This window comes from Moorena sp. SIO3I6, from assembly GCF_010672095.1.
The window spans coordinates 1-23958 of record NZ_JAAHHU010000100.1 but is presented as its reverse complement, the minus strand read 5'-3'; the positions used below and the strand labels follow the sequence as shown (position 1 = coordinate 23958).

Below are 23958 nucleotides of genomic sequence, written 5' to 3'. Positions count from 1 at the left end.
CTCTTCTAGGGGTCGGGTTTGCACCGCCATCCGGATGAATAGTTGTAATCTTTCGGGGTTGTCCCCGCGAATTACCTAAGTCTTACCCCTCCTGGTAAAGGAGGCTCTTACTTAGAACAAGCCGCACGTCCTGATTATGTTGCTCGATCCTGTGCTAGGCATGATCCATAACATGATCCATAGTTAGTATGGATCATCAAATGAAGTACCGACATTTGCTTCTAGCCACTTAGCGATCGCGTAGCGTGACGTTCCGTCAATCGCATTTTGGCTTTCTTGGTCTGTTGCTAACCTTTCCATCATTACCACAACATCCATTTATGGGACATCTAGAGAATATCCATTTACTTCAAGGAAAGTTGCCATCACTGGGAAAGCGACCCTTTTATTGCCATCTATAAACGGATGGTTTTTTGCCAAACCATATCCATAGGCTGCTGCTAAATCAAATAAGGTTGGTTGACCATATGCAAATAGATGTCTAGGTCTGGCTAAACTAGCCGATAGCAGATTTTCGTCCCGAATTCCTGGACTTCCCCCATGTTGTGCAATTTGATCACTATGAATAGCTCTGGCTATAGCTTCCGATCTCCACAGCGGTTCCCTCACTTAGCCAGCTCCCTCAACGCATTTTCATACCTCTTGCTGACTTTCTGATAAGCTGCCATTACCGTTTCAAACTCAGGGTCTTTTGTGGTGATTTCAACACCATCAGCGGTTTCTGTGATAAATACAGTATCTCCTTGGCCTTTCGGCCACGCTACGCGAACACCAACATTAAGCTGTTGTAGGATCTCGTCAGGTAGGGTTATCCCTAAGGAATTACCAATCTTATTAATTTTGAGCTTGTACATAGTGTAAAGGGGGCGTTGCTGAATTAAGGAATTAATAGGAGTCGGGTGGGCATCCTACCTGCCGGAAAATTGTAACGGGCAAGATGCCCATTCCACCAAGATACCCGTTCTACAGCTATCGGTCACTCCCGATTCCCCATTCCCCATTCCCGACTCCCGATTCCCGACTCCCGACTCCCTACTCCCTACGGATCTATAATAATACATAAACCAAACAACAACTACCAATAACATGCTGGATTGGTTAGCACTTTGGGGACTTTCTAGTGCCGGTGGCTATCTTGCCAAAGAAGTGATCGGTCCCTTGGCCAAAGACGCTCTAGAAGACTACACTAAGGATTTTTTCAAAGAATCTATCAAAGATTATACCGGACTATCGGATCAAGATACCCAGAAAAAACTCTTGCTTAAAGCCTTAAAAGCTTTTGTGGCTTTAATGGAAAAGGAATTAAAAGTTGCTGACCTATCTAAGCAAGAGGTAAAACAATATACTAAACCCCTCAAGCAGTATATTAATAACCAATCCATTAAAGCTATCCTGGGAAGTGCCTTTAACTATGGCTGTAAAGAAATAGATACCGAAACATTAGCCAAGACTTGGGTTGAGCTGAAGTTATTACCATTACCGGAAGAATTTCGTTGGAAGTATATTGGTAGACAATATCTCAAGCAAGTACAAACTATCATTAAGCAATCGGATAAGTTACGGCCTATCCGCAATTTCGAAAATATTGAAGCGATCGCCAAAAACACTGAAGCTACAGCAGGCATTATCCCAGACTTTGACTTAAGGGAATATCAAGAAGCAATCCTAGAACGCTATGGTAATGTCAAATTAGATAGTTTAGATACCGACGGCTCTGCCTATAATCAACTAAAACTCTGGAATATATTTATCCCCCAAAATGTGCGAGAGGTTCATGACTTGATGCCAGAGGCGATTCATGAACTTCCTAAGGATTATGATCAAAAACTGCTAGAGACTGGTCAACTAGAACAGGAAATTGACCAACAGGAGCTGGAAAAAGCTAAAAAGCTTTATTATCAACAGCCAATTAAATCCGTATTGGATGTGATCAAGGACTCTCAACGCTATCGGTATTTGGTAGTTTTAGGAGACCCAGGCTCTGGTAAATCTACCTTGCTACAATATTTAGCATTGGAGTGGGCAAGAACAGATATAACTACTGCCTTTTCTCTACCAATTCCCTTACTGATTGAATTACGCACCTATATCCGGAATCGCGATAGTGGACAGTGTAATAACTTTTTGGAATTCTGTCATCAAAGCAGTGGCTCTATCTGTCATCTCAATCAACATCAAATTCATGACCAGTTAAAAGCTGGTAATGCCTTAGTGATGTTTGATGGCTTGGATGAAGTGTTTGATTTAGGGAAACGAGAAGATGTGATTACGGATATTCATCGCTTTACGAATAAGTATCCCAAGGTAAGAGTAATTGTAACATCTCGGGTAATTGGTTATAAACCCCAACGGCTACGGGATGCTGAATTTCGTCATGTTATGCTCCAAGACTTGGAGTCGGAACAAATTCAAACCTTTATCGAGCACTGGCATGATTTAACTTTTACGGATCAAGCCGATAAAGTTAGGAAACGGGAGCGCTTACAAAAAGCAATAGACACATCCTCCCCCATTCGACAACTGGCGCAAAATCCCCTATTACTAACGATGATGGCAATCCTGAATCGCAATCAAGAATTGCCTCGTGACCGTTCTGAACTCTATAACCAATCCTCTCGATTACTGCTCCATCAATGGGATTATGATTATGACCCTTATGGAAATGAGGCAAAGTTAGTCCGTGATATTCGCATTAAAGCTGTAGTAGCAGTAGCCACCCATTGGCAAGACCACCCAGATACCTTGCCCCTACTTCAAGAATTGGCTGGCTCTGATACTGATCTAGATCTGCGAGTTACAGCAATTAAACAGTTAGCTCAAGGTTACAAAGACCACCCAGATGCCTTCGCCACACTTCAAGAATTGGCTCGCTCTGATACTGATTCGTGGGTGCGGCGTACAGCAATTGAACAGTTAGCTCAATGTTACAAAGACCACCCAGATGCCTTCGCCACACTTCAACAATCGGCTCGCTCTGATACTGATCTAGATTTGCGAGTTACAGCAATTAAACAATTAGCTCAAGGTTACAAAGACCACCCAGATGCCTTCGCCACACTTCAACAATTGGCTTGCTCGGATATTTATGTGTTAGTGCGACGTACAGCAATTGAACAGTTAGCTCAAGGTTACCAAGACCACCCAGATACCTTAGCCCTACTTCAACAATCGGCTCGCTCTAATACTGATTCGCGGGTGCGAGCTACAGCAATTGAACAGTTAGCTCAAGGTTACCAAGACCACCCAGATACCTTAGCCCTACTTCAACAATCGGCTCGCTCTGATCCTGATTCGCGGGTGCGACGTACAGCAATTGAACAGTTAGCTCAATGTTACCAAGACCACCGAGATACTTTACCTCTACTTCAACAATCGGCTCGCTCTGATACTAATTGGGAGTTGCGAATTACAGCAATTGAACAGTTAGCTCAAGGTTACCAAGACCACCGAGATACTTTACCTCTACTTCAAGCATCGGTTCGCTCTGATACTGATTCGTGGGTACGAATTACAGCAATTGAACAGTTAGCTCAAGGTTACCAAGACCACCGAGATACCTTCGCCCTACTTCAACAATCGGCTCGCTTTGATACTGATTCGGATGTGCGAGTTACAGCAATTGAACAGTTAGCTCAAGGTTGGCACGATCGCGTAGCGTGGCCTACGGCCAATCAGCCTTGGTTATTTGAATTTTTATGCGATCGCATTCTCCATGACCCCTTTGAGCGTAAGGAACGCTGGGATGACAATCCTCGACAAGCAGCCCTTAAGGCCATCCTCGAATATTATCCTAACCATTTTCAAACCCGATCCTTATTGCAGGATAGAGCAGACCATGACTCCGATCCTAAACTGCGGAAGTTTGCTCAGAAGGAATTAGTCAAATTATCGAGCTTTTCATAGTAATCAAGTATATAGCAATTATCATAGCTATAAAAATTGCTATACATAATAAAACAATTAACCAAAATACCTATGAAAGCAATTCTATACACAAAATACGGATCACCCGATGTTCTTCAGCTCAAAGAAATAGAAAAACCCATCCCTAAGGAGGATGAAGTATTAGTAAAAATTCATAGCGCATCCGCCAATGCAGGTGATTGGCATTTACTCAGAGGAGAACCCTTATTGATCCGCATCATGGGCTTTGGACTCCTAAAACCAAAAAACCAGATACTGGGAGCAGACATAGCAGGGCGGGTTGAAGCCATTGGCAAAAACGTAAAGCAGTTTCAGCCAGGTGATGAAGTATTCGGGAACCTATCCGAGGGTGGTTTCGGGGGTTTTGCCGAGTATGTATGTGCTAAGGAAAGTGCATTGGTGTTGAAACCCGCCAATATCACCTTCGAGGAAGTGGCAGCAGTACCGGCAGCAGCACTCACCGCCCTGCAAGGTCTTCGGGACCAAGGGCAGATTCAGTCAGGGCAAAAGGTTTTAATTAATGGTGCCTCTGGTGGTGTAGGTACCTTTGCCGTCCAGATTGCCAAATCCTTCGGAGCGGAAGTGACTGGCGTGTGCAGCACCAGGAATTTAGACATGGTGCGCTCCATTGGTGCAGACCATGTGATTGATTACACTAAAGAAGATTTTACCAAAAATGGTCAGCATTATGACCTAATTCTTGATGCTGCGGCCTATCGTTCCATTTTGGATTACAAGAATATATTAACTCCCAACGGAATTTATGTCTTCGTCGGAGGTTCCACAGCTCAACTTTTCCAACTTATGTTCCTAGGACCATGGATTTCCATGACCGGAAGTAATAAAATCGTGTCCCTGTTTATGGAACCAAACAAGAAGGATTTGGTGTTTATCAAAGAGCTTCTTGAAACCGGCAAAATAGCAGCTGTTATCGATAGAAGATACAGCTTAAGTGAGGTGCCTGAAGCTATCAGATATCTTGAACAAGGACACGGGAGAGGTAAAGTTGTAATAACGTTGGAAGAGTAGGGAGTAGGGAGTAGGGAGTAGGGAGTAGGGAGTAGGGAGTAGGGAGTAGGGAGTAGGGAGTAGGGAGTAGGGAGTAGGGAGTAGGGAGTAGGGAGTAGGGAGTAGGGAAAAAATCCTGTGTACCTCATTAGGCTAAAAACCGCTATATAGGTAAAAACCAAAGGGCAAAAGGCAAGATTTTTAAACTAGTTAAGTTGATTAATATAGTGTTTTCCCTACTTATGAGGTACACAGATTTTATTCCCTATTCCCTATTCCCTGTTCCCTATTCCCTATGCTATCCCTTACCAAAGTAAAACCCTAGGATTCCTCCTCCACCGGATTATTAGCGACATCAAAAACAATCACAAATTTAGCATCCGGCATCAGCCGTTTCAGGGCTTTCAAATGACCCTCGGCATCAGAGCGATTGCGGAATCGACCAACAACGACTCTCTGCATTTCGGGTAATAGCCGCATGATCACCCATGGATAAAGGCGTTCAGAATACGTCATAATAAAAGTATCTCCTGTCATAGGGGACCCAAGGCTAGCCCGTAGATTTGAACTGGTTCCGGGCTAGCTCTTGACGCGGATGTTTTACCAACCACTCTTTTATAATAGCACAAATAATCTTTGATTGTAGCATATTTTGAAAATTTTTGTAACAAATTGTAGGAAGGAGGTAAAAGGGAATAGGGTCAAGATATCTGAGGAGTTTTTTGGGGTTTTGGTGATATCGTGATCTAGTTAGAGGTGGTATAGAAAAAATGCGATCGCTTTTTGAGAGCTTACTTATTTATAGTCATTACAATCCTACTGAGTTAACCTTGATAGAGGGCTGAAGGGGGGATGAAGAAGCGATCGCAGTATTTGGATTTTATGCCAATCGGTACAACTGAACTAACCAATGCCTGGGGAGTCTCTGCTATAATTATAAAATTATGCAAAGTTAATTCATAGATATGGGTTTTCGGGCTAAGAGTGCACAGGAAGTATATCGTTATGCTTTGAGGCTAGATGAGCCACATCGGAGTCTTACAGATAGGTTTGGCTTCAGCCTCGTTTTTGTCAATGATGGTTCGCCAGTGTGCATAGAATTCCTGCAACGTTATTTTGTTGACTTATGCCATCGAACAGCAGACCGCATTCGTTTTATCTTTTTTTCTAACCTTGATGAGCGAAAATTAGAACGAACGGTCATGAGAAGACGCGAAAGTCGGCTTCAAATCATTCTTAGAAGAATGCTTACTTCGGTGAGACGTCGCTATCCTTATTGGCAAGATGAATATCTTGACATGGAACCTTGGGATGAATTGCGACCAAGAGGATTTGATCCTGTTCATTCCCCTGAGCGAACACTCAGAAATTTAAATTGGAGGATTCAAAAACTTTCTACTGTGCCAGGAGTTAAAGAAGCATTTCGTTTTGCCCAACAACTAGGCATAGGTCGTCATGTTCCCTGTATTGTGGCATTTAATGATATTGGTTCTCTATCAGTTGATGTGATGCCAATCAGGGGAATGACTCCTAGGGAGATTTACGACCATGTTAGAGAATGGGTTGACAGTTTTTATGAGAAGAATCAGGTAATTTTTGATTATTGGTCAGAAGTTGAAAGAGAAATTAACCGGTTACATAAAAAATCGCAAATTCCTCTGCATAAAATTAATGAATGGGAATATCACTGTCGAAAGCTTTGGAATGAGTTAAGGATTATTGCTAATGTCATTTCTGAAATTTCATTACTAAATTACAATGATAGAGTTGAGTTTTTCCAAATAATTAATAAATACATTAGAATTAATGAATACATTAGAATACTCCCTAATAAAATTATTAAATATGTTAAAAATTTTCAACAAAATAATTATAACTATAATCCTTGTAGCAATCAAGTAATTATAAATAATTTATTAGATTTAGAAAACAAGTTGGTAAATAATCTAGATTTTGAACAACTATATAATCAATTAAAAATAATTCGTGAACAGCCAACATTTTATAGAAAATATTGTCAGGAACTTATAAAGTATCAAACTATTATTCACGAAAGATATATTCTCACTAAGGAGGTAAAATGGCCTGTTTACGAATATTTGGACTGGTGGAAAAAAGCTGCAAATATCGGACTTAGTTGGAAAAAGTTTAAAGATACTCGAAATGCTTGGATACATATTCTTGATCCATCTTACCATAATGTTCGGATTCGGGATGAATTTAAGTATATTTTCCAGTTTATTCGCCAGTTTCCTTTATCCATAAATCCTAATGAAGGTGCTGAAGCAGCAATCCTTGAACTTGCCAAATACTATACTGTTGATCCAGAGAATCAGCAGTGGCTTATTGCTACAGAAGAGTTTCGTGATCGGATAATTAACTACATCAATATAATCCAGAAAACTTGTCCAAGATGGCTCATAGAAAATAATCCAAATCTAACAATTCGTGATGCAATTCCCTTAGGGAATGAACCAGGGAGTTATGGTAAGATTGATAGTTTGCCAAAAGATCATCCATTACTCACTACAATCACTGCAATTTCAGAAAATCATGAAAGTCGTGATCAACAGAATAAACTAATTGCTGATGAATGTCGTAGTCAATGTTTACAAGCAATCAGAAAATATATTGAAAAATATACATTAGGTGATGATGAATTTAATCAAATGCGTTCTAATTTTATCAATCTTCTTCGGGAACATAGAAATCAATTAGAAGCTAAGGTTAATAAAAGTAAAGAATCAATCCTTTCAGTCGGTTTATTCCAGAAACAAATAACTCCTGAAGAAATCCAGAAACTTAAAAATGAACTAGATAACTATCAAGCTATTGTGAGGACAATTGTTTATCCTCACAAAGCAGATCCTAAAATTATTAATTTATCCGTATCCCAAAAAAAATTAGTAGAAGCTTTTGGTTTAAATTATACAGATCGAGATCTATCCAATAATAATATAAATCAAAATTATATTAATAATTTAAAACAAAAAATTGATGTTATTCCAAAAAAAGAACAAAAAAATTTAGAACGATATAATCAGGTTACTGAAATAGCTAAACTAGCTTCTCCACAAGATGCTTTATCCTATGCTTTAAAAGAAACAATTCCTCCATCCATAATTGAAAAAGCTTTTACTAATCCTGAAAACATAAATTTTAATGAAAATATTGGTACTTTAGTAAAATCTGGTAATATTGTTATACCATTACTCAAGTTAACTGAAAACGATTTAACTAAAGTTATTAAGGTACTTTCTAAATATACAGACCATCTTTTTATAAAATTTAATGACAAAACACACCCTGTTGAACAGATTATGATTTTGATTGGGGCAGATGTTATTCCAGCACTGAATCATATACAAAATATAAATATAAATATTAACCAAATTAAGGATAGTACAATGATCAATTCACAAACTAAAATCTTCTCTGAATTAGAGCAAGATGATATTGTAAAACTTGAATTATATTTATATAAAATATTTACAAATATTGATTCTATACAAGGAAGGAAAGGGCTTCTAAGTAACGGGGGCGTTAATCAATATTTTATTGGTAATCTTGATTTTAATATAAATATTAGTGAATTTATTACCATTTTAGTTGCAAAATTTAAACAATATAGAGTTTCTAGTCGAAAACCAGATTATCATCCTCTCATTAGCTTTTTAGAGTATCTGATTGAACAAGGAGAAAGATATAATTTAGATGATCAAGACATAGATATTTTATGTAAAATACTGGCTTTTGGTAAACAAAAACTTCAATTATTTACAACGGAAAATACCCAAATTAAACCTAATTTAGTTATTTCTAAAATTGGAAATTCAGAACCCGTTATTGGTATAATTACGGCACTACCAAAAGAATATGTAGCTGTTCAAGCTGTATTTGACCAAGGGCAAGAGGAAAAGAAACCAGGAAAAGGGGCGGGGCGACGATATTGGTTAACGGATGTTGCCGATAGTAATGGGACTCCTCAAATAGTAGCTGTAACTTTAGCTGATATGGGAAATAATGCAGCAGCCATGGGAGCAACAACTATGTTGTCCCATTATCCTATGGTACAATCAATTATTATGTGTGGGATTGCTGGAGGTGTTCCTCATCCTACCAAAGTTGAAGACCATGTACGTTTAGGTGATATTATTGTTTCTAACAAGAAGGGGATTGTGCAGTACGATTTTGATAAGGAGTCCCAACAGTTTACGGAAATTCGTGCTATGCCAGTTCCCGCTAGTGCAGAGTTAGTGGAAGCTGCAAAATATTTGCGTGTTAATGAAATGTTAGGGCAACGACCTTGGGAAGATGTTATTCTAAAAGCCTTACAAAAGCTAAACTGGCAACGTCCCCCTCAAGAAACGGATCTGCTTCATTCTTCTGAGCAACCAGATCAGGTAATTCCACATCCACAAGACTCAAAAAGACTCCAAGATCAGCCTAAAATTTTCTTAGGTGCCATTGGTTCTGCGAATAAACTCCTTAAAAATCCGCAGAAACGCGATATGTTACGGAAGCAATTTGGGGTTAAGGCTATTGAAATGGAAGGTTCTGGTGTTGCGGATGCCACTTGGAATCATGGAATAGGTTATATTGTGGTTCGTGGTATTTGTGACTATTGTGATTCTCACAAATCCGATACTTGGCAACAGTACGCGGCAGTCACAGCAGCTGCTTATGTGCGTACTTTATTGAGTTCAATGTGATGTTAATTAAGGGTTTAAAGTGGTTTCAACCACTTGTCTCAATCTTTTCCAGACTATTTCTCCTTTGAACTTTTCCCAGAATGATGAAGGTTGGTCATAAAAATAAAGTTGTTCGTCACTTAAGCAGTAAACAACAGGTACTCTGTACCATAATGTATCTGTCTCAAAATCCAAAGGATTTTCTGTTCGTATACTCTTCTTAATTTCTGGTTCTAAATCCTTAACAATAGCTATAGCAAAGCAAACATTAGAAGGAACTCTTGCATTAAGAACTTGTCCAAAACTAGATATAGTAGTTTTTTCTTTTCCATAGTCTAAGCATTGACTAGAATATTGTTGTAAAATTTTACTATTAATAGAGGGTAAGTAAGAGAATATGAAAAAAGCATCCCCTCTCATATTAAAGACTCCGAAAGGAATTTCAAAATTAGGAATTTTACTGACAAGCTTAAATTGTTGTTCTTCATGTTTAACATCATACTTAAAATCTAAACACCCTTGATATCTTAATTTTTCTTCAACCTTGTCCAAATAGTTATCAATTTTATCGTTAGTTTCACTAAAATTAGGATCATCAATAATTTTAGTGACTAAAGTTTTTATTTGTTCTCCGCCAATAGTACGGATTTTTTGAAATAGTTTGAGATCTTGTTCAGTTAAGTTATATTTTTGTGGAGGTTGTTGAAGGATATATTGTGAAAACAAGAGTAGGGGATGATAATATGGGTTTTGAAGGGATACTCGATAGTCTTTAAACTGAGAGACTAAACTAGTGATAAATTCATTAATGTTGGAATTAAAATTTAGCCTATTAATAAAGTATTCATCAACTCCAGCATTGGTAAGAATACCTCTTCTTCCTGCAATGCCATCAATATTAATAAAGATATTTAGTAATGATGCTTCTAGTTCGACAGTAAGATAGTCTTGTGATAGATATGAGAATATTTTAGTGTTTGGCACTTTCCTTAACCTCCACTAATTTAGTTTAAATTTAGTTTATAAGTTTTGAGAGTCGTCAGCATCCTGAAGGTTGGTCATAAAAAGCAAGGTTTCCTTGATTTTGCTATACACCCACTTCCCACTCCTTACCATGACTAGAGAATTTACCCCTCTCATAAATACTCCCTTTGGGGTGCATCTCTTCCTTCAAGTCAGTGAGATGAGCACGTACTGCCATGTATTCACCTTGAATTGCTATGAGGATAACCGCACAAGACATAGGTTGAACCTGTTAGTTGAATTAATTTACTTTATTGTAGCTATTTTTTTTAGCTGTGTGCTCTTAAATTATCATATTTACCAACATTAAAAAATTCTCTAACGGCAATTTAAATGATTAGCATTTAACTAATTATAGTATAATTTAAAGTATAAATTAACAAACTAACTTAAGCAACAACGAAAGGGCTATGGACGACCAACAGATACTCCAAGTGTTTATGCTCGAATACGAAAAATTGAAAGAAGAGCAAGCCCAGCGTATTGGCTTCCGAGACCAGATGATTTATATAACCCTAGGAATCTTTGGTGGTATTCTCTCCTTCGCCCTCTCCAATAAGACTAATTCCTATGCCCTTCTAGTAATTCCTTGGGTTTGTCTAATTCTAGGATGGACTTACTTAGTCAATGATGAAAAGATTTCCGCCATTGGCAAGTATCTTCGCTTAACTCTAACTGAAAAAATCAAAGCCCAGACCGGCCATACCGACCTTGAGTCTATCTTTGGCTGGGAAATCGCTCATAGAAGCGATCGACGCCGAGAGAGACGAAAAATAGAGCAATTAATTATTGACGAAATCACCTTTGTTTGCTCAGGTTTACTCGCCTTATTTACCTTCTGGTTTTCCGGAACTAATCTCCCCTGGATAGTTCATATCCTCTGCGCTATTGAGCTTATCCTATTGCTAATCTTAGGCATAGAAATTATAATTTATGCTGACTTAGCTAAAGGTCGATAGGGGGTCGGGAATCGGGAGTCGGGAGTCGAGAGTCGGGAGTGTGGGAATTTCCTGTAGGGTGGGCAGTGCATCAGACAGATCCCAAACCTTGCCATCGGGTTGCTAGCCACTGCCCACCATAGGATTAATCATAATGGTGCCACAGATGTAGGGTGGGCAGTGCATCAGACAGATCCCAAACCTTGCCATCCGGTTGCTAGGAACTGCCCACCATAGGATTAATCATAATGGTGCCACAGCTCAGTTAAAGGAGATTTATAACCCAGATTTACTAATCAAAAAAAAGTAGATACTGCATCAATACAATCTCTACCGAATCTGATAGTATTGGCCACAAATGATTAAGGCAATAGGCAATAGGCAATAGGCAATAGGCAAAGGGGTTTAAAGTAATCATCTCCCCATCTTATTAAGGGAGGGGGGATCTCTACTCCCTACTCCCTACTCCCTACTCCCTACTCCCTACTCCCTACTCCCTACTCCCTTTTCCCTACACAGTCACCGAAGGTTTACTGCTGACATTTTCCACTAAATTGTCAGCAATCCCAGTCTCAGGAAATGCGCGCTTAATCACATAGGATTCTAACAGTGTGCGGAGCCAACTTGGACACCAGCGACGCTGACAGAACTCCAATAACTTTCTCTCGAAACTCCCCTCTTGAGTTGACCACTTAGCTGGGAGTTGACGATTCTCAATCACCCACTTCCAAATCGACCACATTGAAGGATCATCTTTCCCCAAATTCCACTTTTTGACTTGACGATTGAACACATCTCGTACAGACTGTTCATTCCATTTAAATACATAAAATGGCACATCATCCTGGTCAAACCGAGTGATCTGTCGAGGATTGAGGAAAGTGATTCTAGATTTTGGTTCCAGGAAAATTGTTTCGCCTAAATCCGTTGCCTGCATACATAAATCAGTATGACTTGCCAAGCTATCAAAGACTTCATCCAGTTCAATAGACTTGATCAGAGAATGACGAGCTAGGATACAATGAAACTCTACAGAATCTACTGGGGTACGATCTAAATCCTGCTCAACATCCCGTAATGGAGTACCATAGAGCAACTGCTTTTGCTCAAACCACTTTTTACCATGCTTTCTTTGGTGAAACTTGGTTTTAATCCCAGCAACATGTACCTCAATATCAGGGGAGCCTGGTTGCCCCTGTAAAATTAGGGGAGCAACGATACCAGCTTGCTCTTCTTCAGCACACTCAACCAAACCTTTTAACCAACCAGGCTCTACAATCACATCATTGTCAATAAAAACAATGTAATCCGCATCCTTAACAAACGGTAGAGCTATGTTACGAGCAACATTGGATCTCAAATAGCGTCCGCGATGGATCAAACTCATAAATTCGTGTTTATCTGCCTGCTGTTGCAGATACTCATGCACTGGGGATGGACCGTTGCCATCTACATAGATTAGCTCAAACGGATAAGAGGAATAATCAGCAATAATACTGTCTAGGGAAGGCTTTGTTAAACTAAACCGCTCCCTCTGAGTCACGATTAATGTTACCTTAGATAAACCCATAAGCTGATAGATTAACCACGTTATGATTTGGTTCAAGTCTATCAGTTACAAACAAAAAAAGCCCACTACTTTAGTATTACTGAATCAAGCAATTCTGGATAATTATAGCCGTTCTTATACTAATTCTGACTCCCCATCACCCCATCACCCCATCTCCCCATCTCCCCATCTCCCCATCTCCCCATCTCCCCACACCTCCCACACTTCCCACACTTCCCTCTCTTTCCCGACTCCCTAAAACCTCTGACTCCCCATCTCCCCATCTCCCTATCTCCTTATCTCCCCATCTCCCCATCTCCCCATCTCCCCACACCTCCCACACTTCCCTCTCTTTCCCTACTTCCTACTCCCTACTCCACTAGTAACTTTATGCTGATCAGCTGGGGTTTGATCCACAGGGGTATCTACCGCTGAATACCCCCTGCCACTATCCACAGGAACAGGGGGTTGTAGCTGCTTGATATCGTTGATAACTGCTCCCAACAGTACCTCGTTTTCCTCTAACTCTTCGATCACCTGAGATAAAATACTGCCCTGGGTATAGCCTGGTCGAGTAACTAACACAATCCCATCAGTAAATGGTTGTAGTAATAGGGCATCATTACAACGGGACAGACTAGGGGAATCAACCACAACAAAATCAAAGCGACCACGAGCATCTTCCAGCAAATGCTTCATTTCACTCGATTCTAGGATCCCTGCAGCTTTGCGCAAGGGACCGAGACTAGGGAGAATGTAGAGATTTTCAAAATCTTGGGCTAAATGAATACATTCACTCTTAGAGCCATAGAAGCGCAAAGGTTCCAGTGGAGTGTCCATCAGGTGAATCACTTCTTGAGATTGAGCTACAGAATGCGATCGCAAATCCCCTTCTACCAACAGAGTACGCATACCGGCTTGGGCAGATGCGATCGCTAAATTGTAAGCCACGATCGTCTTTCCTTCATTCGCTGCTGTACTAGTCACCAACACCACTTTTACCGCAGGTTCCTCCCGCAGACGAAGATTAGTGCGAAACCGTTCGTAGAACTCCAACTCCAAAGCCTCTGGTCGGGTGATTATAGCAACTTCACCCCGGTAGGACTTGAGACCGATTGTCGGTAAATCCCCCAGTAATGGCACACCATTGTCCCGAAGTATGGGCTTAACATCCTCTGGCGTGTATAAGGTATTATCCAGGGTTGATAGCAGCAGAATCACACCAGCACCCACTACAATACCGATTACACCACCTATTGCCAAGGTAACGATCGGATTACTTGCTGTCTGGGTCATTATTGCTTTCGGTTCTGCAATTCCAGCGATCGCAAGACTACTCTCAGTCTCCGCCTCTGCTATTTTGCTATCTGCTAATGCTACCTGCAACTTATTGTAAAATTCCTGCTTAAAAGCAACTTGCTGAGCCAGTCGCCCTCGCTCCAGCTGCTTATTGGGCAGCTGCTGATATTGCTGTCTTAGTTCCTGTTCCGTTCTTTGGGTAGCTGCCAACTGCCGTTGAAGTGATTCCCGCTGGGTTTGCAGAGCTACCAACTGATTAGCCAGTGCCTGCCGTGCTGGGTCCAGGGTACTGTCTTGGCGGATTTGACTGGGCAATGGAGAGGTAAACCCATTACCACCGAGAACTTCAGCCCCACGTGCCTGAAGTAAGGTCTCATAAGTCTGTTGCTGTTTGCGCAACTCAATCATAGTTGGATGTTGCGGACGCAACTGCCCCTTTAGCAGTTCCATCTGTGTCTCAGTATCCAGAATCTGAGCTCGCAGACTAGCAATGATCGGGTCAGCACTGAGGGCAGAAGACGTATAGGCTTGGTCAGGGGTCAAACCTAGCCGTTCGATTAGGCTAGAATATTGAGCCTCAACCCCCTCTAGCTGTATCTCCAGACTACGTTGTTGCTGTTGGCTACCAGTAATCCCACCCACTAAGGTGCCATCTTTAGCAGCAAATAAAGCTGGTCCTTGTAGGCGGTCATACTGTTCCAGTTTTTGTTCCGCTTCCCTTAGTTCCGCCTCCGCCTTAGGTAAACGTTCTTCTATCACTTCAATAATCCGTCTTAGTTGTGATGTGTTGATAAAACGGCTCTGTTCCACCATTTTCTTCATCAGCATGTCAACGATGGCTGCAGAAATTTCCTTATTCTTATCCCTATAGATTACCGAAATAAATTGTGCTCCTTCTTTTGGCAATTTCACCTGTGTATTTTTAACAATGTCTTTGGAGCTGACTTGCATCCCAGCTGCTACTTCCTTAACCACATTGTCTGCCAGCAGCGTTCCCTGTGTCAGCAATTGTTTACCTTGTTCTGAAATCTCTACCCCTGTCTGGGAAAATACCTTAACAGGAGTGGTATATATCAAACGACCTTCAGCTCGATAAATAGGAGCTGGCGTTGGCTGTATAGCCACAATCCCCGATATGCCAGTAATCAGGAAAAACGTGGCAAAGCCGATTAACTTATGCTGATTGAGAGCAATCAGGTAACGTGTGACAAAAGGGGGAGTCATAAGTAATTTTCGCTATTGTTAAGGCAGCAGTAAGCTTACCCCCGGCTGAAGCACGGGGGCTTTCGCCCAGACTTCAGAACGTTGGTTTTCAGTAGCCCTAGCATACTTGACGCGCCTAGACTCCAAATTAATCGAATCCAAGGGTCAACCGCCGAACCTCCAGGCTGGCTTACTCTACGAATGCGAGGGATTGCTTGCATTCGTAGCTTCTACAACCGAGTCAATTCTCGGACAGCCCCAATACTTCGTTTTGCGCATCACTCGCCGACACTGACTTACTGGCCTAGCCGTTACTCTGAAGTTAAGAGTGCCTTTGCCTATTTCAGTCTTCTTTAATTATAGTTGACGGCTAAAAGCGCGCTATTACGCTTCCTCCCCGCTTTAAAAAGACGGGGATTCCGCGTTTTTTGATTTTTGTGATCGAAAAATCCTGTAGCCTATTCCTATTTTTACCGCTGAGTCAACAGGGACTCGGAGCACCAGTTACAAACCGAGACAGGTACTGGAGTTTTCTGTCCATTCATTAAGGTATCCGGAGATTTTTGTGCTGTCGATGGAAAAGCTAACCCACCAGGGGAGAGCTTCCATCGATTTCTGCTCCCGTCATACCCCAACCTTATCAAAACAGTTCTGGTATTTCCTCAAAAAACCTCCGGAATCCCAGAAAATCGTTGAAGGGTCGAGTCACTACACTCAGAGCGGCAGAAATCTTAGCAATAAGACTTCGACCCACCACGATCACATCTTCATCTTGAAGTGGTACGTTTTGGGAAACATCACCCTTTAGTAGCTTTTCCCCGTCTAGTTTTTGAGTCACCGCTTTGCCCTGTTCTGGATCAAAACGAATTAAGGCAATGCTATCCAAATCAGCATCATCTGGGTTAGGAGAAATTGCTGTTAAGGCATCAATAAACGTACTACCATTAGCTAATGTCAAGTTACCAATTGTGCCATTAGGATAGCTCAACACTCGAACGCTGATTTGTTGTTGAGCTAGATTAGAACGAGCTACCAGCTGCCTATCATAATCGGTAGTATTACCCACCTCCAACTTTCGCACAATAATAGCATCCCCATCCCGGAGGTTCAATTCCGATGGAGTTGTCCCATTTTGCAGCGGTGTCAGCAAGTCAATTTCTCGCTCAATGATGGAATTATTCACCACCGACTTACGACGAATCAAAATAGTCCGCAAATCAGCAATCGTAGTCGTACCACCCGCAGCAGTAAGGGCTTGATTCGGTTGAGTTCCTGCTGGCAGGGGGTAATAGCCTGGTCGAAACACCTCACCACTCACCGTAATCTGAACAGCCGGTGTACTCAGTAGGCTCACAACTACTTCAGGATCAATCACAAATTCATTTAAGACCTTTTGAATTAAATCTTGAGCCGCCTCTAGAGTAAGTCCCACCACTCGTAGCTTACCGAACAGCGGTACCACAATATTGCCGTCAGAATCAATAGCACTTTGAAAAGCCAGATTCGGAAAGTTGGTCACACTCACTGCGATTACATCTTCTCGCCCTAGGTAGTGGCGATTAAATTCATCAGATGGACTCACCTGTGACAGAGTCTCTGGATAGCCCAAAGGAGGTAACATTTCCTCCAACTGTTCCAGTCGATTCTCCTCTGAGACGGGTTCAGGGTTGCTCAACGGTGGTGGCGGTGGCAACGTTTCCGTTACCTCTATGGTCTCAGGGGTGGTCTCAGGGGTGGTCTCAGAGCTTTCCTGTTCAGTCGTTTCCCTTTCCCCTGATTCAACTGTTTCCGTTGTTTCCGGTTCAATGGAACTAAACGTAGGCAACTGAGCGCGATCGCTAATCTCATCCCCAAGATTTGGCACCGATGTCGGTAAATTTCCGACATGCTTAGCCAAACCAGGGCTAACCCAGACTCCAGAACTAACCAGCCAGAATAAGACGGTACCCCCAAAGAAAGATAAATTCAGAACTTGGTTGCCAAACCTGTGGGTGTCAGTTGTCATTTTCCAATGGTCACTTATCATCTTAAGTCGGAAGTGGCAAGTCGGAAGTGGCAAGTCGGAAGTATGACGTTTAACTCTTGGTTGTGGATCAAGCTTTTAGTCAACTCTAAGTGTTGCAGCAATAAACCCATTTCAGCCTTGACCCTTCAGCCTTGACCCTTCAGCCTTCAGCCTTAATCCTTGATAATTTGTATATTACTAGCTTCGTCTGCAAAAGGATCGCTCATCAAAGCAGTTTGAACCATTTTACTGAGAGATTCGGCTATTGGCCTAGAATTTTCAATATCACCCAAAGGTTCTATGGGAATTTGGATATTTACCGCAACCCAAGGCACCCGTTTGCGGTGTAACTGAGCCAGTTGATCAGCCCAGAACCAACGGCTAGGAGCAGGATTACCACCCTCTGGCCAGGCATACCATTGTACTATAGCGAAGGTTTGCCGCTGATTCCAGGCACGAAAGAAACGGGCGTTAACAACGGTTTTGGGCTGGGTTGTGATGGTCGGATCAGCCTGGGTCTTCCCCTCAACATCAGATCCGTTGACCACAAACTTGATATGGCCATAAGAATCCGTCTTCCATTGTCCCAATCGTTGTCTCATAAATCCGCTAATATCTTCCCATTCTACCTGTGGCTGGGATTTAGGACCATTTTGGGGAAGCAAAAATAACCACACTGGTTTTTGCTGATCCTGCTCTATGAACTGCAAAGACCATTTATGGCCGCCAATCCTGATGGTTTGTTGCTTAACAGTTTGCCAGTCAGATAGTTCTATTCCCGTCTTGCGGATAGCTTTTATCTTTTGGAGGTTAGTCACTGGTGGCAGTTTTGCCCAAGGCCAGTTTCCTGTCCAGTAACCCGGTACTGCTCCCATTATTACCAAGACTAACAGCAACACCAGTAAGACTCCCCTGGAGATTTGCCAGGGCTGGATTAACTTAATTAAACTTACTGATTTCATCATTCTCTAGCCTTTCTCAGACTTATGAGGTACCTTCAAGTTTCTTACCCCTGCTCCCTACTCCCTATTCCCTACTCCCTAAAATCCAGGAGTTTTTATCTCACCCCATTGAGAACTGCTATATAACGTTTAATCTTGATGGTTAGCCAAGGGAGTCAAGTTAGGGTCTGAGGGGAAGTATTTTTCAATGAACTTCATTAATAGAACCAGCATCACTAACATCATCGCTGAATACAGGTCGCCGCCCCAGCTTTCATGGAGCCAATGAAATGCCTGATCTTGCCCACTGCCATGGAAAAAGGTCAGCACAGTATTGCGGACAATATTAGCACTAACACTTATAATCACCGCACCGGATAGCAGCCAAATAGTCTTTAGGCGTGACTCAATAGCACCACTCCAGTAAAGCAACATCAAACTCACATACAGGCAAGTAAATAACATCTTAAGACCAGCACAGTGGGGCGCTACCTCCACAATTCGTTCACTTACGAACAAGTTAATCCCTTCTAGTGTGACATCCATGCCAAACTGAGTCAGAATAAAGGCAGCCATGGCAGCAATAAAGCGTTGTAGGGGCAAGATATAAGGTTCAATTAAATAGGGAACTGCTGTTGGAGTTGCCAAAACCACCAGCAGCAGGGGAAAACTTTGCAGCTTAAAGCCAGGAATCCCTTTTAACCATAGGCAAAGACCAGCTAAAACTATGGGAAACGATAAATTTACCAGTTCTGATTGACCGCTAAGATAGCTTACTGCTCCAATTATCAGTAAGACTACACCAAAGGGATGGGCTGTATCAGTCAGCTTATGCCACCGTCGTCGGTTCGTCCAAACAATATGGGCAGCAAACGGTAGCCCAATCAAACCATGGCTAAAGTATTCATGGGTAATGCTGATACTTTTGTTGAGCCAGCCATTATACCAATGCATCAGCACAGGACCATAAATAATGACTAGTAAAGCGATGATACAACCGTCCAGTAGATAGCGATCAATGGCAATAGGAATTTTGCGTCCAATTTGCATAGTTTAATGATTAATAACTAATGGCTCAAGCACGCCTAATAAATTAGCTAACCCATCAACAACCTGCTCAATCTGCTCCTTGCTCAAGTTGGGATAAATTGGTAGAGATAAAATCTCATTGCACAGAGCTTCGGCATGGGGAAAGTCACCGGCTTGATATCCCAAGTACTTGTAAGCTGGCTGGAGATGGCAAGGAATTGGATAATGAATACCAGTTTGAATTCCCACTGAGGCCAGAGCATCCTGGATGGTCTGTCGGTTAAAGGGACATTGTTTACCTACCCGAATCACATAAAGGTGGTAGACATGACCTGGCCCGCTGTGGTTTTCTATGGGCACAATCCCTTGACCTTCCAAAGCCTTGAGTAAATTGTCGTACTGCCCAGCTGCCCAGTAGCGTGACTGGTTCCACTCAGTCAAATAAGGCAGTTTGACATTGAGGATAGCAGCTTGTAACGTATCTAAACGGCTATTTTTGCCGATGTCGGTATGAAAATATTTGCGAGGTGCTCCGTAATTACGAAGCGATCGCACTTTTTCTGCCACCGTAGCATCATTAGTGATTACCATGCCACCGTTACCAAAGGCACCCAAGTTTTTACTGGGGTAGAAACTAAATGCTGCTGCCTTGCCCACAGAACCAGCACAATAATCCTCTCGCTGTGCTAAGTGAGCTTGTGCTGCGTCTTCAAAAATCAGTAAGTTGTGGGCATCAGCAAATGCGATTAACTCACTCGGGGATACCATCTGACCGTAAAGATGCACAGGGACAATTGCCTTGGTTTTCTCTGTAATTGCTTGTTTGGCAGTATTGAGATCAATTAGGGCAGTACGGGGGTTACAATCCACCAAAATTGGCGTAGCACCAGCAGCTATGATCCCCATCACTGTAGCGATAAAGGTGTTAGCAGGACAAATCACTTCATCCCCAGCACTAATGCCACAGGCTTGTAATCCGAGTGCGATCGCATCGGTGCCAGATCCCACCCCGATACCGTATTCGACACCACAAGCAGCCGCAAATGCTTCCTCAAAATTGATCAACGCTTTACCGAGAACAAAATCTCCCTGCTGCACTACAGCTTGAATTGCCTGGTCTAGCTCAGTTTGAATAGGTCGGTGTTGTTGAGCTAGTGAAACGAAAGGAACTTTGACCGGAACTTGGTAACTCATCTATTTGTATAGGAATTGATAGTACACTGTATCGGTATTAACAGCACAGATTCACATCATTCTTCTCTTCTTGAATGTATGTTGAATCTAGATGAGTTAACACACTATAACTGTCAAGATTTGGTAAAGTTTTAGCCACTGGTAGGAGTGAGGAATTGGGGCTTTGACCATAGCAGAAGTTCACTGACTCTCGGAAAATGGTATATATAGCGCTACGCGCAAGTCAGAAGTCAGAAGTCAGAAGTCAGAAGTAAGCGATTACTTACGTTTCGGAGTTTAGGAATGTCAAACATCTGAATGCGTAGTGCTATAAATAAAGCGATCAGCCAATCAGGTCTAAGCTTAAGAGTTTTGTTTGTCCGCCATTGTCCCATCCCCGGTTTACCCATCCCTACCGTTCTTGATTACAATTACAGCGTTCCCAAAACCATCGCGGCATCACACATCATCACCAAAAACCATCAAACATCTTACCCAAAAGTGGGCTTTTCCTTTACTTTAGGGGTAATTGGGTAAGATTTTAGGGTTCTGAATTCCTCTGGTTTACCAAACTTAGTACTGAAGGAATGCTGAGTACGGAGTGTGGTGAGTATCCCCTGCGGTAACGTTGGACTAAGCACCGTGCTGTTGCGATCGCTTATTTTTGTAAGCCTTACTGGGTCTTATCTCCCCCTTTTCTTTACCATTTATTCACAAATTTCTTCACAAAGTCTTTACTGATTTTTTATTTTGGGCTAACCACTTAAGTCAAGATAGTTAGGAGAGCCCTTTCCTTGATAGCCTGATTCCAAATCCAGGTTTATAACCCCCTGTCAGCCATGCAAAGCGCGAGTGGGGGTTTCCACGTCAGTGCGGTCATGAACCGCACTGGTTCCCCAAGACCACGCTGCATCGCTTTGCTGAAGTTTGGAGGTAATTCGGCAACACTGTTAATTTTCAAACACCGTTAGAGCAGGGCAAAAGCCTTCAAAGAATCCGTGCTCATTTTTTCCTCAACAGCTTATAAATTCTATAGCTGATTAATCCAGTATTATTTACCAAAACTAGCTCCTAGCTAGGTAAGGATTTCAGATTTCCCTATAGAGTGTTATAATAAGTCTATATTTTCACATTTACTTCACACAATATTTAAAATTATATAATTGAAAATTACTAGCTGTTTCTGATAAGCTTTCCGTTAGTTCCTTTAGAAAAACAGGTAGTTGGGCATGGTAACATAGCTCGACTCAATTTTTGCCTATGGTCTTATATAGTTTCCATTTGATTTGTGAACAAAGCACCCTCTTGAAATAAGACTTTCAGCTAGTTTTCCGTTCACAACTCATGTATAACTATATATAAAATATATACCCTTATAATATAGCGATGCATCGCTAGGAAAACATCAACACTTAAAAAAGTATCTAAAATAACAGCAGGAGTGCCATTTATGAATCTATTTACATCGTTTATGTATCTGCCTACGAATCTAGTGGTCAGTGCAGTTAATCCCTTAAAGTATCCAGAGAGTAATTTATTTAAATAAATATTGGCTTCATTTTTTTTATTTAGCGCAAATTTCCATCGTTATGGAATGGTATTTTGACCAAAGTGATCATCAATAATAAAGAAGGTAGCATATCAAGTATTTATATTATAAAATTGACGATGGCTAAGATGGGAGCAGGAGTCCAACCAGTGAGTCTGATAGTTTTGATACCTATATGAATAGAACCAATAAAAGGGAATGATCAGCAGGAGCTATCCTAAGCCTGAGGATTAATTATTGCCTGCTAAAGAAGGTCATAATAATTTAGTTTTTCTGTCTGTATTCTTAGAGATAAGAGCGCCTAAGCGCGTCTGTCTAACCTACTGCTCTATTGAGAGTAATAGCTTTTGGTATATTCGGTGTTGGTTTAGTGCATAAGCATCAACAGACAAAGCCGATTGAGTATCTAGTCATCAAGGCTATAACGTCGAAAATTAAACCAAACGCTTTGAATGAGTAAAGTTTAAATTTTTCTCTTAAAGGTGAAAATTCAAACACTAAAGTATGTAGGGTAATTAGACACCAGTTGCTAAGTAACTGATAGATAGAACTAACTAGATATAGTGTTTCGTGTCGGAATTGTAAAAAGCGATGCATCGCTTGTCCACCTGTCAAATCTTAACTTGACAGACTACTCGCTCTACCAATAACGTTCATGCGCATATTAATCTACTCCTATAATTATCATCCTGAACCCATAGGCATTGCCCCATTAATGACGGAACTAGCAGAAGGTTTGGTCAAGGCAGGACATCAAGTACGAGTCGTCACTAGTATGCCCAACTATCCCCAGCGCTGTATCTATGATAAATATCAGGGTAAGTGGTATCAGACTGAAGAAAGAAATGGAGTAATAATTCAACGCTCCTATGTCTGGATTCGACCAAAGCCTGGTGTAGTGACACGGATACTACTGGATGGTAGCTTCGTGGTGACTAGTTTGATTCAGGCTTTCCAGGGCTGGCGACCTGATGTGATTCTACTGACAGTACCGTCCCTGGCCGTTAGTGTACCAGCTGCTTTACTCGGTTGGTTGTACAACTGCCCAGTATTACTGAATTTACAGGATATTTTGCCAGAAGCTGCTGTACAGGTTGGTCTAATTAGAAACAAACTAGCCATCCGTATCTTTGAAGCTTTAGAGAAGTTTGCCTACCACACTGCTCATACAATCACTGTTATTTCTGAGGGATTCGTTGACAATTTAGTCAGTAAAGGAATACCTAAAGACAAAATTACCTGTATCCCCAACTGGGCGAATGTTAATGTTATCCGTCCCTTACCCAAACAAGGAAATTCCTTTCGCACTGCTTACCATCTTGATGGCAAGTTTGTAGTACTGTATTCCGGTAATATTGCCCTGACTCAGGGACTGGAAACAGTAGTGAAGGCGGCTACTCTGGTCAGGCATATTCCAGAAATTGTCTTCGTCATTGTTGGAGAATCTAAGGCTCTACAGCAGCTACAGCAAGACTGTCAGACTTGCAAGGCTAGTAATGTCAAGCTTTTACCTTTCCAACCCCGAGAGAAGTTACCAGAAATGTTGGCAGCAGCAGATATAGGTTTAGTTGTGCAAAAGCGTAACGTTGTTTCCTTTAATATGCCCTCAAAAATTCAAGTGCTATT

At 41.6% G+C, this 23958-nt stretch carries 22 protein-coding genes; 6 read left to right on the top strand and 16 right to left on the bottom strand.

All coding sequences use genetic code 11. From position 1 onward, the window contains the following. Positions 1-183 precede the first annotated feature (183 nt). From F6K49_RS53540 to F6K49_RS24140, 3 genes are read right to left on the bottom strand one after another with little or no spacing between them, the layout of a single operon-like run. Positions 184-318, bottom strand: coding sequence for a hypothetical protein (locus F6K49_RS53540; RefSeq protein ID WP_364300990.1), 135 nt, complete (start codon positions 316-318; stop codon positions 184-186). Beyond that, on the bottom strand, positions 319-609 hold the full coding sequence (locus F6K49_RS24145) for a type II toxin-antitoxin system death-on-curing family toxin (protein WP_293046767.1): 291 nt from the start codon (positions 607-609) through the stop codon (positions 319-321). Then, positions 606-854 (bottom strand): AbrB/MazE/SpoVT family DNA-binding domain-containing protein, encoded by a 249-nt coding sequence (locus F6K49_RS24140; RefSeq protein ID WP_293046766.1) that lies wholly within the window; start codon positions 852-854, stop codon positions 606-608. Before F6K49_RS24140 ends, F6K49_RS24145 begins: the two co-directional genes overlap by 4 nt. Positions 855-937: 83 nt before the next feature. Here F6K49_RS24140 and F6K49_RS24135 point away from each other — a divergent pair, with 83 nt between their 5' ends. The 3 genes from F6K49_RS24135 to F6K49_RS24125 all read left to right on the top strand — a co-directional run bounded on the left by F6K49_RS24135 (position 938) and on the right by F6K49_RS24125 (position 4953). Next, positions 938-1063 carry a hypothetical protein gene (locus F6K49_RS24135; protein WP_293064680.1) on the top strand — a complete coding sequence of 42 codons (126 nt, stop codon included), beginning with the start codon at positions 938-940 and terminating at the stop codon, positions 1061-1063. A 23-nt stretch (positions 1064-1086) separates the two neighbouring features. Next, positions 1087-3903 (top strand): HEAT repeat domain-containing protein, encoded by a 2817-nt coding sequence (locus F6K49_RS24130; RefSeq protein ID WP_293064682.1) that lies wholly within the window; start codon positions 1087-1089, stop codon positions 3901-3903. Between the two features lie 72 nt (positions 3904-3975). Further along, on the top strand, positions 3976-4953 hold the full coding sequence (locus F6K49_RS24125) for an NAD(P)-dependent alcohol dehydrogenase (protein WP_293064684.1): 978 nt from the start codon (positions 3976-3978) through the stop codon (positions 4951-4953). 300 nt (positions 4954-5253) lie between these two features. Here F6K49_RS24125 and F6K49_RS24120 read toward each other — a convergent pair whose 3' ends face one another. Next, complete coding sequence (locus F6K49_RS24120; RefSeq protein WP_293064686.1) at positions 5254-5448, bottom strand: hypothetical protein; 195 nt, start codon at positions 5446-5448, stop codon at positions 5254-5256. A 449-nt stretch (positions 5449-5897) separates the two neighbouring features. Between F6K49_RS24120 and F6K49_RS24115 the strand changes: the two genes are divergently transcribed. After that, entirely contained in the window at positions 5898-9644 is a 3747-nt protein-coding gene (locus tag F6K49_RS24115; RefSeq protein ID WP_293064689.1) for a hypothetical protein, read from the top strand. Between the two features lie 6 nt (positions 9645-9650). Here F6K49_RS24115 and F6K49_RS24110 read toward each other — a convergent pair whose 3' ends face one another. Beyond that, positions 9651-10607 (bottom strand): hypothetical protein, encoded by a 957-nt coding sequence (locus F6K49_RS24110; protein ID WP_293100729.1) that lies wholly within the window; start codon positions 10605-10607, stop codon positions 9651-9653. Between the two features lie 103 nt (positions 10608-10710). Beyond that, on the bottom strand, positions 10711-10866 hold the full coding sequence (locus F6K49_RS24105) for a hypothetical protein (protein WP_293030026.1): 156 nt from the start codon (positions 10864-10866) through the stop codon (positions 10711-10713). 190 nt (positions 10867-11056) lie between these two features. On the opposite strand from F6K49_RS24105, the gene F6K49_RS24100 reads away from it, so the two are divergent. Beyond that, positions 11057-11605 (top strand): hypothetical protein, encoded by a 549-nt coding sequence (locus tag F6K49_RS24100; protein WP_293043833.1) that lies wholly within the window; start codon positions 11057-11059, stop codon positions 11603-11605. On the opposite strand, the gene F6K49_RS24095 is transcribed toward F6K49_RS24100, so the two are convergent. From F6K49_RS24095 to F6K49_RS24050, 10 genes are all read right to left on the bottom strand, one after another. Then, positions 11578-11715: a hypothetical protein gene (locus tag F6K49_RS24095; protein ID WP_293026679.1), complete on the bottom strand. Its 138-nt coding sequence runs from the start codon at positions 11713-11715 to the stop codon at positions 11578-11580. The genes F6K49_RS24100 and F6K49_RS24095 overlap by 28 nt on opposite strands. A gap of 161 nt (positions 11716-11876) precedes the next feature. Beyond that, on the bottom strand, positions 11877-12002 hold the full coding sequence (locus F6K49_RS24090) for a hypothetical protein (protein ID WP_293064694.1): 126 nt from the start codon (positions 12000-12002) through the stop codon (positions 11877-11879). Positions 12003-12095: 93 nt separating this feature from the next. Next, entirely contained in the window at positions 12096-13127 is a 1032-nt protein-coding gene (locus F6K49_RS24085) for a glycosyltransferase (protein WP_293064697.1), read from the bottom strand. A 163-nt stretch (positions 13128-13290) separates the two neighbouring features. Next, positions 13291-13449 (bottom strand): hypothetical protein, encoded by a 159-nt coding sequence (locus F6K49_RS24080; protein ID WP_293082689.1) that lies wholly within the window; start codon positions 13447-13449, stop codon positions 13291-13293. A 41-nt stretch (positions 13450-13490) separates the two neighbouring features. Continuing rightward, complete coding sequence (locus F6K49_RS24075; protein ID WP_293082692.1) at positions 13491-15656, bottom strand: tyrosine-protein kinase domain-containing protein; 2166 nt, start codon at positions 15654-15656, stop codon at positions 13491-13493. A gap of 619 nt (positions 15657-16275) precedes the next feature. Further along, on the bottom strand, positions 16276-17640 hold the full coding sequence (locus tag F6K49_RS24070; protein ID WP_293026691.1) for a polysaccharide biosynthesis/export family protein: 1365 nt from the start codon (positions 17638-17640) through the stop codon (positions 16276-16278). A gap of 173 nt (positions 17641-17813) precedes the next feature. Next, positions 17814-18605 (bottom strand): cyanoexosortase B system-associated protein, encoded by a 792-nt coding sequence (locus tag F6K49_RS24065; RefSeq protein WP_293026694.1) that lies wholly within the window; start codon positions 18603-18605, stop codon positions 17814-17816. Positions 18606-18731: 126 nt separating this feature from the next. After that, a complete protein-coding gene (gene crtB / locus F6K49_RS24060) occupies positions 18732-19631 on the bottom strand; it encodes a cyanoexosortase B (protein ID WP_293026697.1) in 900 nt (299 codons plus the stop codon). Between the two features lie 3 nt (positions 19632-19634). Then, entirely contained in the window at positions 19635-20804 is a 1170-nt protein-coding gene (locus tag F6K49_RS24055; protein WP_293026699.1) for a DegT/DnrJ/EryC1/StrS family aminotransferase, read from the bottom strand. Positions 20805-21034: 230 nt separating this feature from the next. Then, positions 21035-21193, bottom strand: a complete 159-nt coding sequence (locus F6K49_RS24050) for a hypothetical protein (protein ID WP_158069656.1) — start codon at positions 21191-21193, stop codon at positions 21035-21037. Positions 21194-22987: 1794 nt separating this feature from the next. On the opposite strand from F6K49_RS24050, the gene F6K49_RS24045 reads away from it, so the two are divergent. Beyond that, positions 22988-23958: glycosyltransferase family 4 protein (locus F6K49_RS24045; protein ID WP_293100724.1), on the top strand; the 971-nt coding region annotated here is incomplete at its 3' end.

Coding starts and splice junctions, on each gene's coding strand:
- F6K49_RS24050 (WP_158069656.1), bottom strand. CDS start 21,193: ATGGGTAAACCGGGGATGGGACAATGGCGGACAAACAAAACTCTTAAG.
- F6K49_RS24075 (WP_293082692.1), bottom strand. CDS start 15,656: ATGACTCCCCCTTTTGTCACACGTTACCTGATTGCTCTCAATCAGCAT.
- F6K49_RS24065 (WP_293026694.1), bottom strand. CDS start 18,605: ATGATGAAATCAGTAAGTTTAATTAAGTTAATCCAGCCCTGGCAAATC.
- F6K49_RS24120 (WP_293064686.1), bottom strand. CDS start 5,448: ATGACGTATTCTGAACGCCTTTATCCATGGGTGATCATGCGGCTATTA.
- F6K49_RS24055 (WP_293026699.1), bottom strand. CDS start 20,804: ATGAGTTACCAAGTTCCGGTCAAAGTTCCTTTCGTTTCACTAGCTCAA.
- F6K49_RS24125 (WP_293064684.1), top strand. CDS start 3,976: ATGAAAGCAATTCTATACACAAAATACGGATCACCCGATGTTCTTCAG.
- F6K49_RS24090 (WP_293064694.1), bottom strand. CDS start 12,002: ATGATTACTTTAAACCCCTTTGCCTATTGCCTATTGCCTATTGCCTAT.
- F6K49_RS24135 (WP_293064680.1), top strand. CDS start 938: ATGCCCATTCCACCAAGATACCCGTTCTACAGCTATCGGTCACTCCCG.
- F6K49_RS24140 (WP_293046766.1), bottom strand. CDS start 854: ATGTACAAGCTCAAAATTAATAAGATTGGTAATTCCTTAGGGATAACC.
- F6K49_RS24130 (WP_293064682.1), top strand. CDS start 1,087: ATGCTGGATTGGTTAGCACTTTGGGGACTTTCTAGTGCCGGTGGCTAT.
- F6K49_RS24080 (WP_293082689.1), bottom strand. CDS start 13,449: ATGGGGAGATGGGGAGATAAGGAGATAGGGAGATGGGGAGATGGGGAG.
- F6K49_RS24100 (WP_293043833.1), top strand. CDS start 11,057: ATGGACGACCAACAGATACTCCAAGTGTTTATGCTCGAATACGAAAAA.
- F6K49_RS24115 (WP_293064689.1), top strand. CDS start 5,898: ATGGGTTTTCGGGCTAAGAGTGCACAGGAAGTATATCGTTATGCTTTG.
- F6K49_RS53540 (WP_364300990.1), bottom strand. CDS start 318: ATGGATGTTGTGGTAATGATGGAAAGGTTAGCAACAGACCAAGAAAGC.
- F6K49_RS24070 (WP_293026691.1), bottom strand. CDS start 17,640: ATGACAACTGACACCCACAGGTTTGGCAACCAAGTTCTGAATTTATCT.
- F6K49_RS24105 (WP_293030026.1), bottom strand. CDS start 10,866: ATGTCTTGTGCGGTTATCCTCATAGCAATTCAAGGTGAATACATGGCA.
- crtB (WP_293026697.1), bottom strand. CDS start 19,631: ATGCAAATTGGACGCAAAATTCCTATTGCCATTGATCGCTATCTACTG.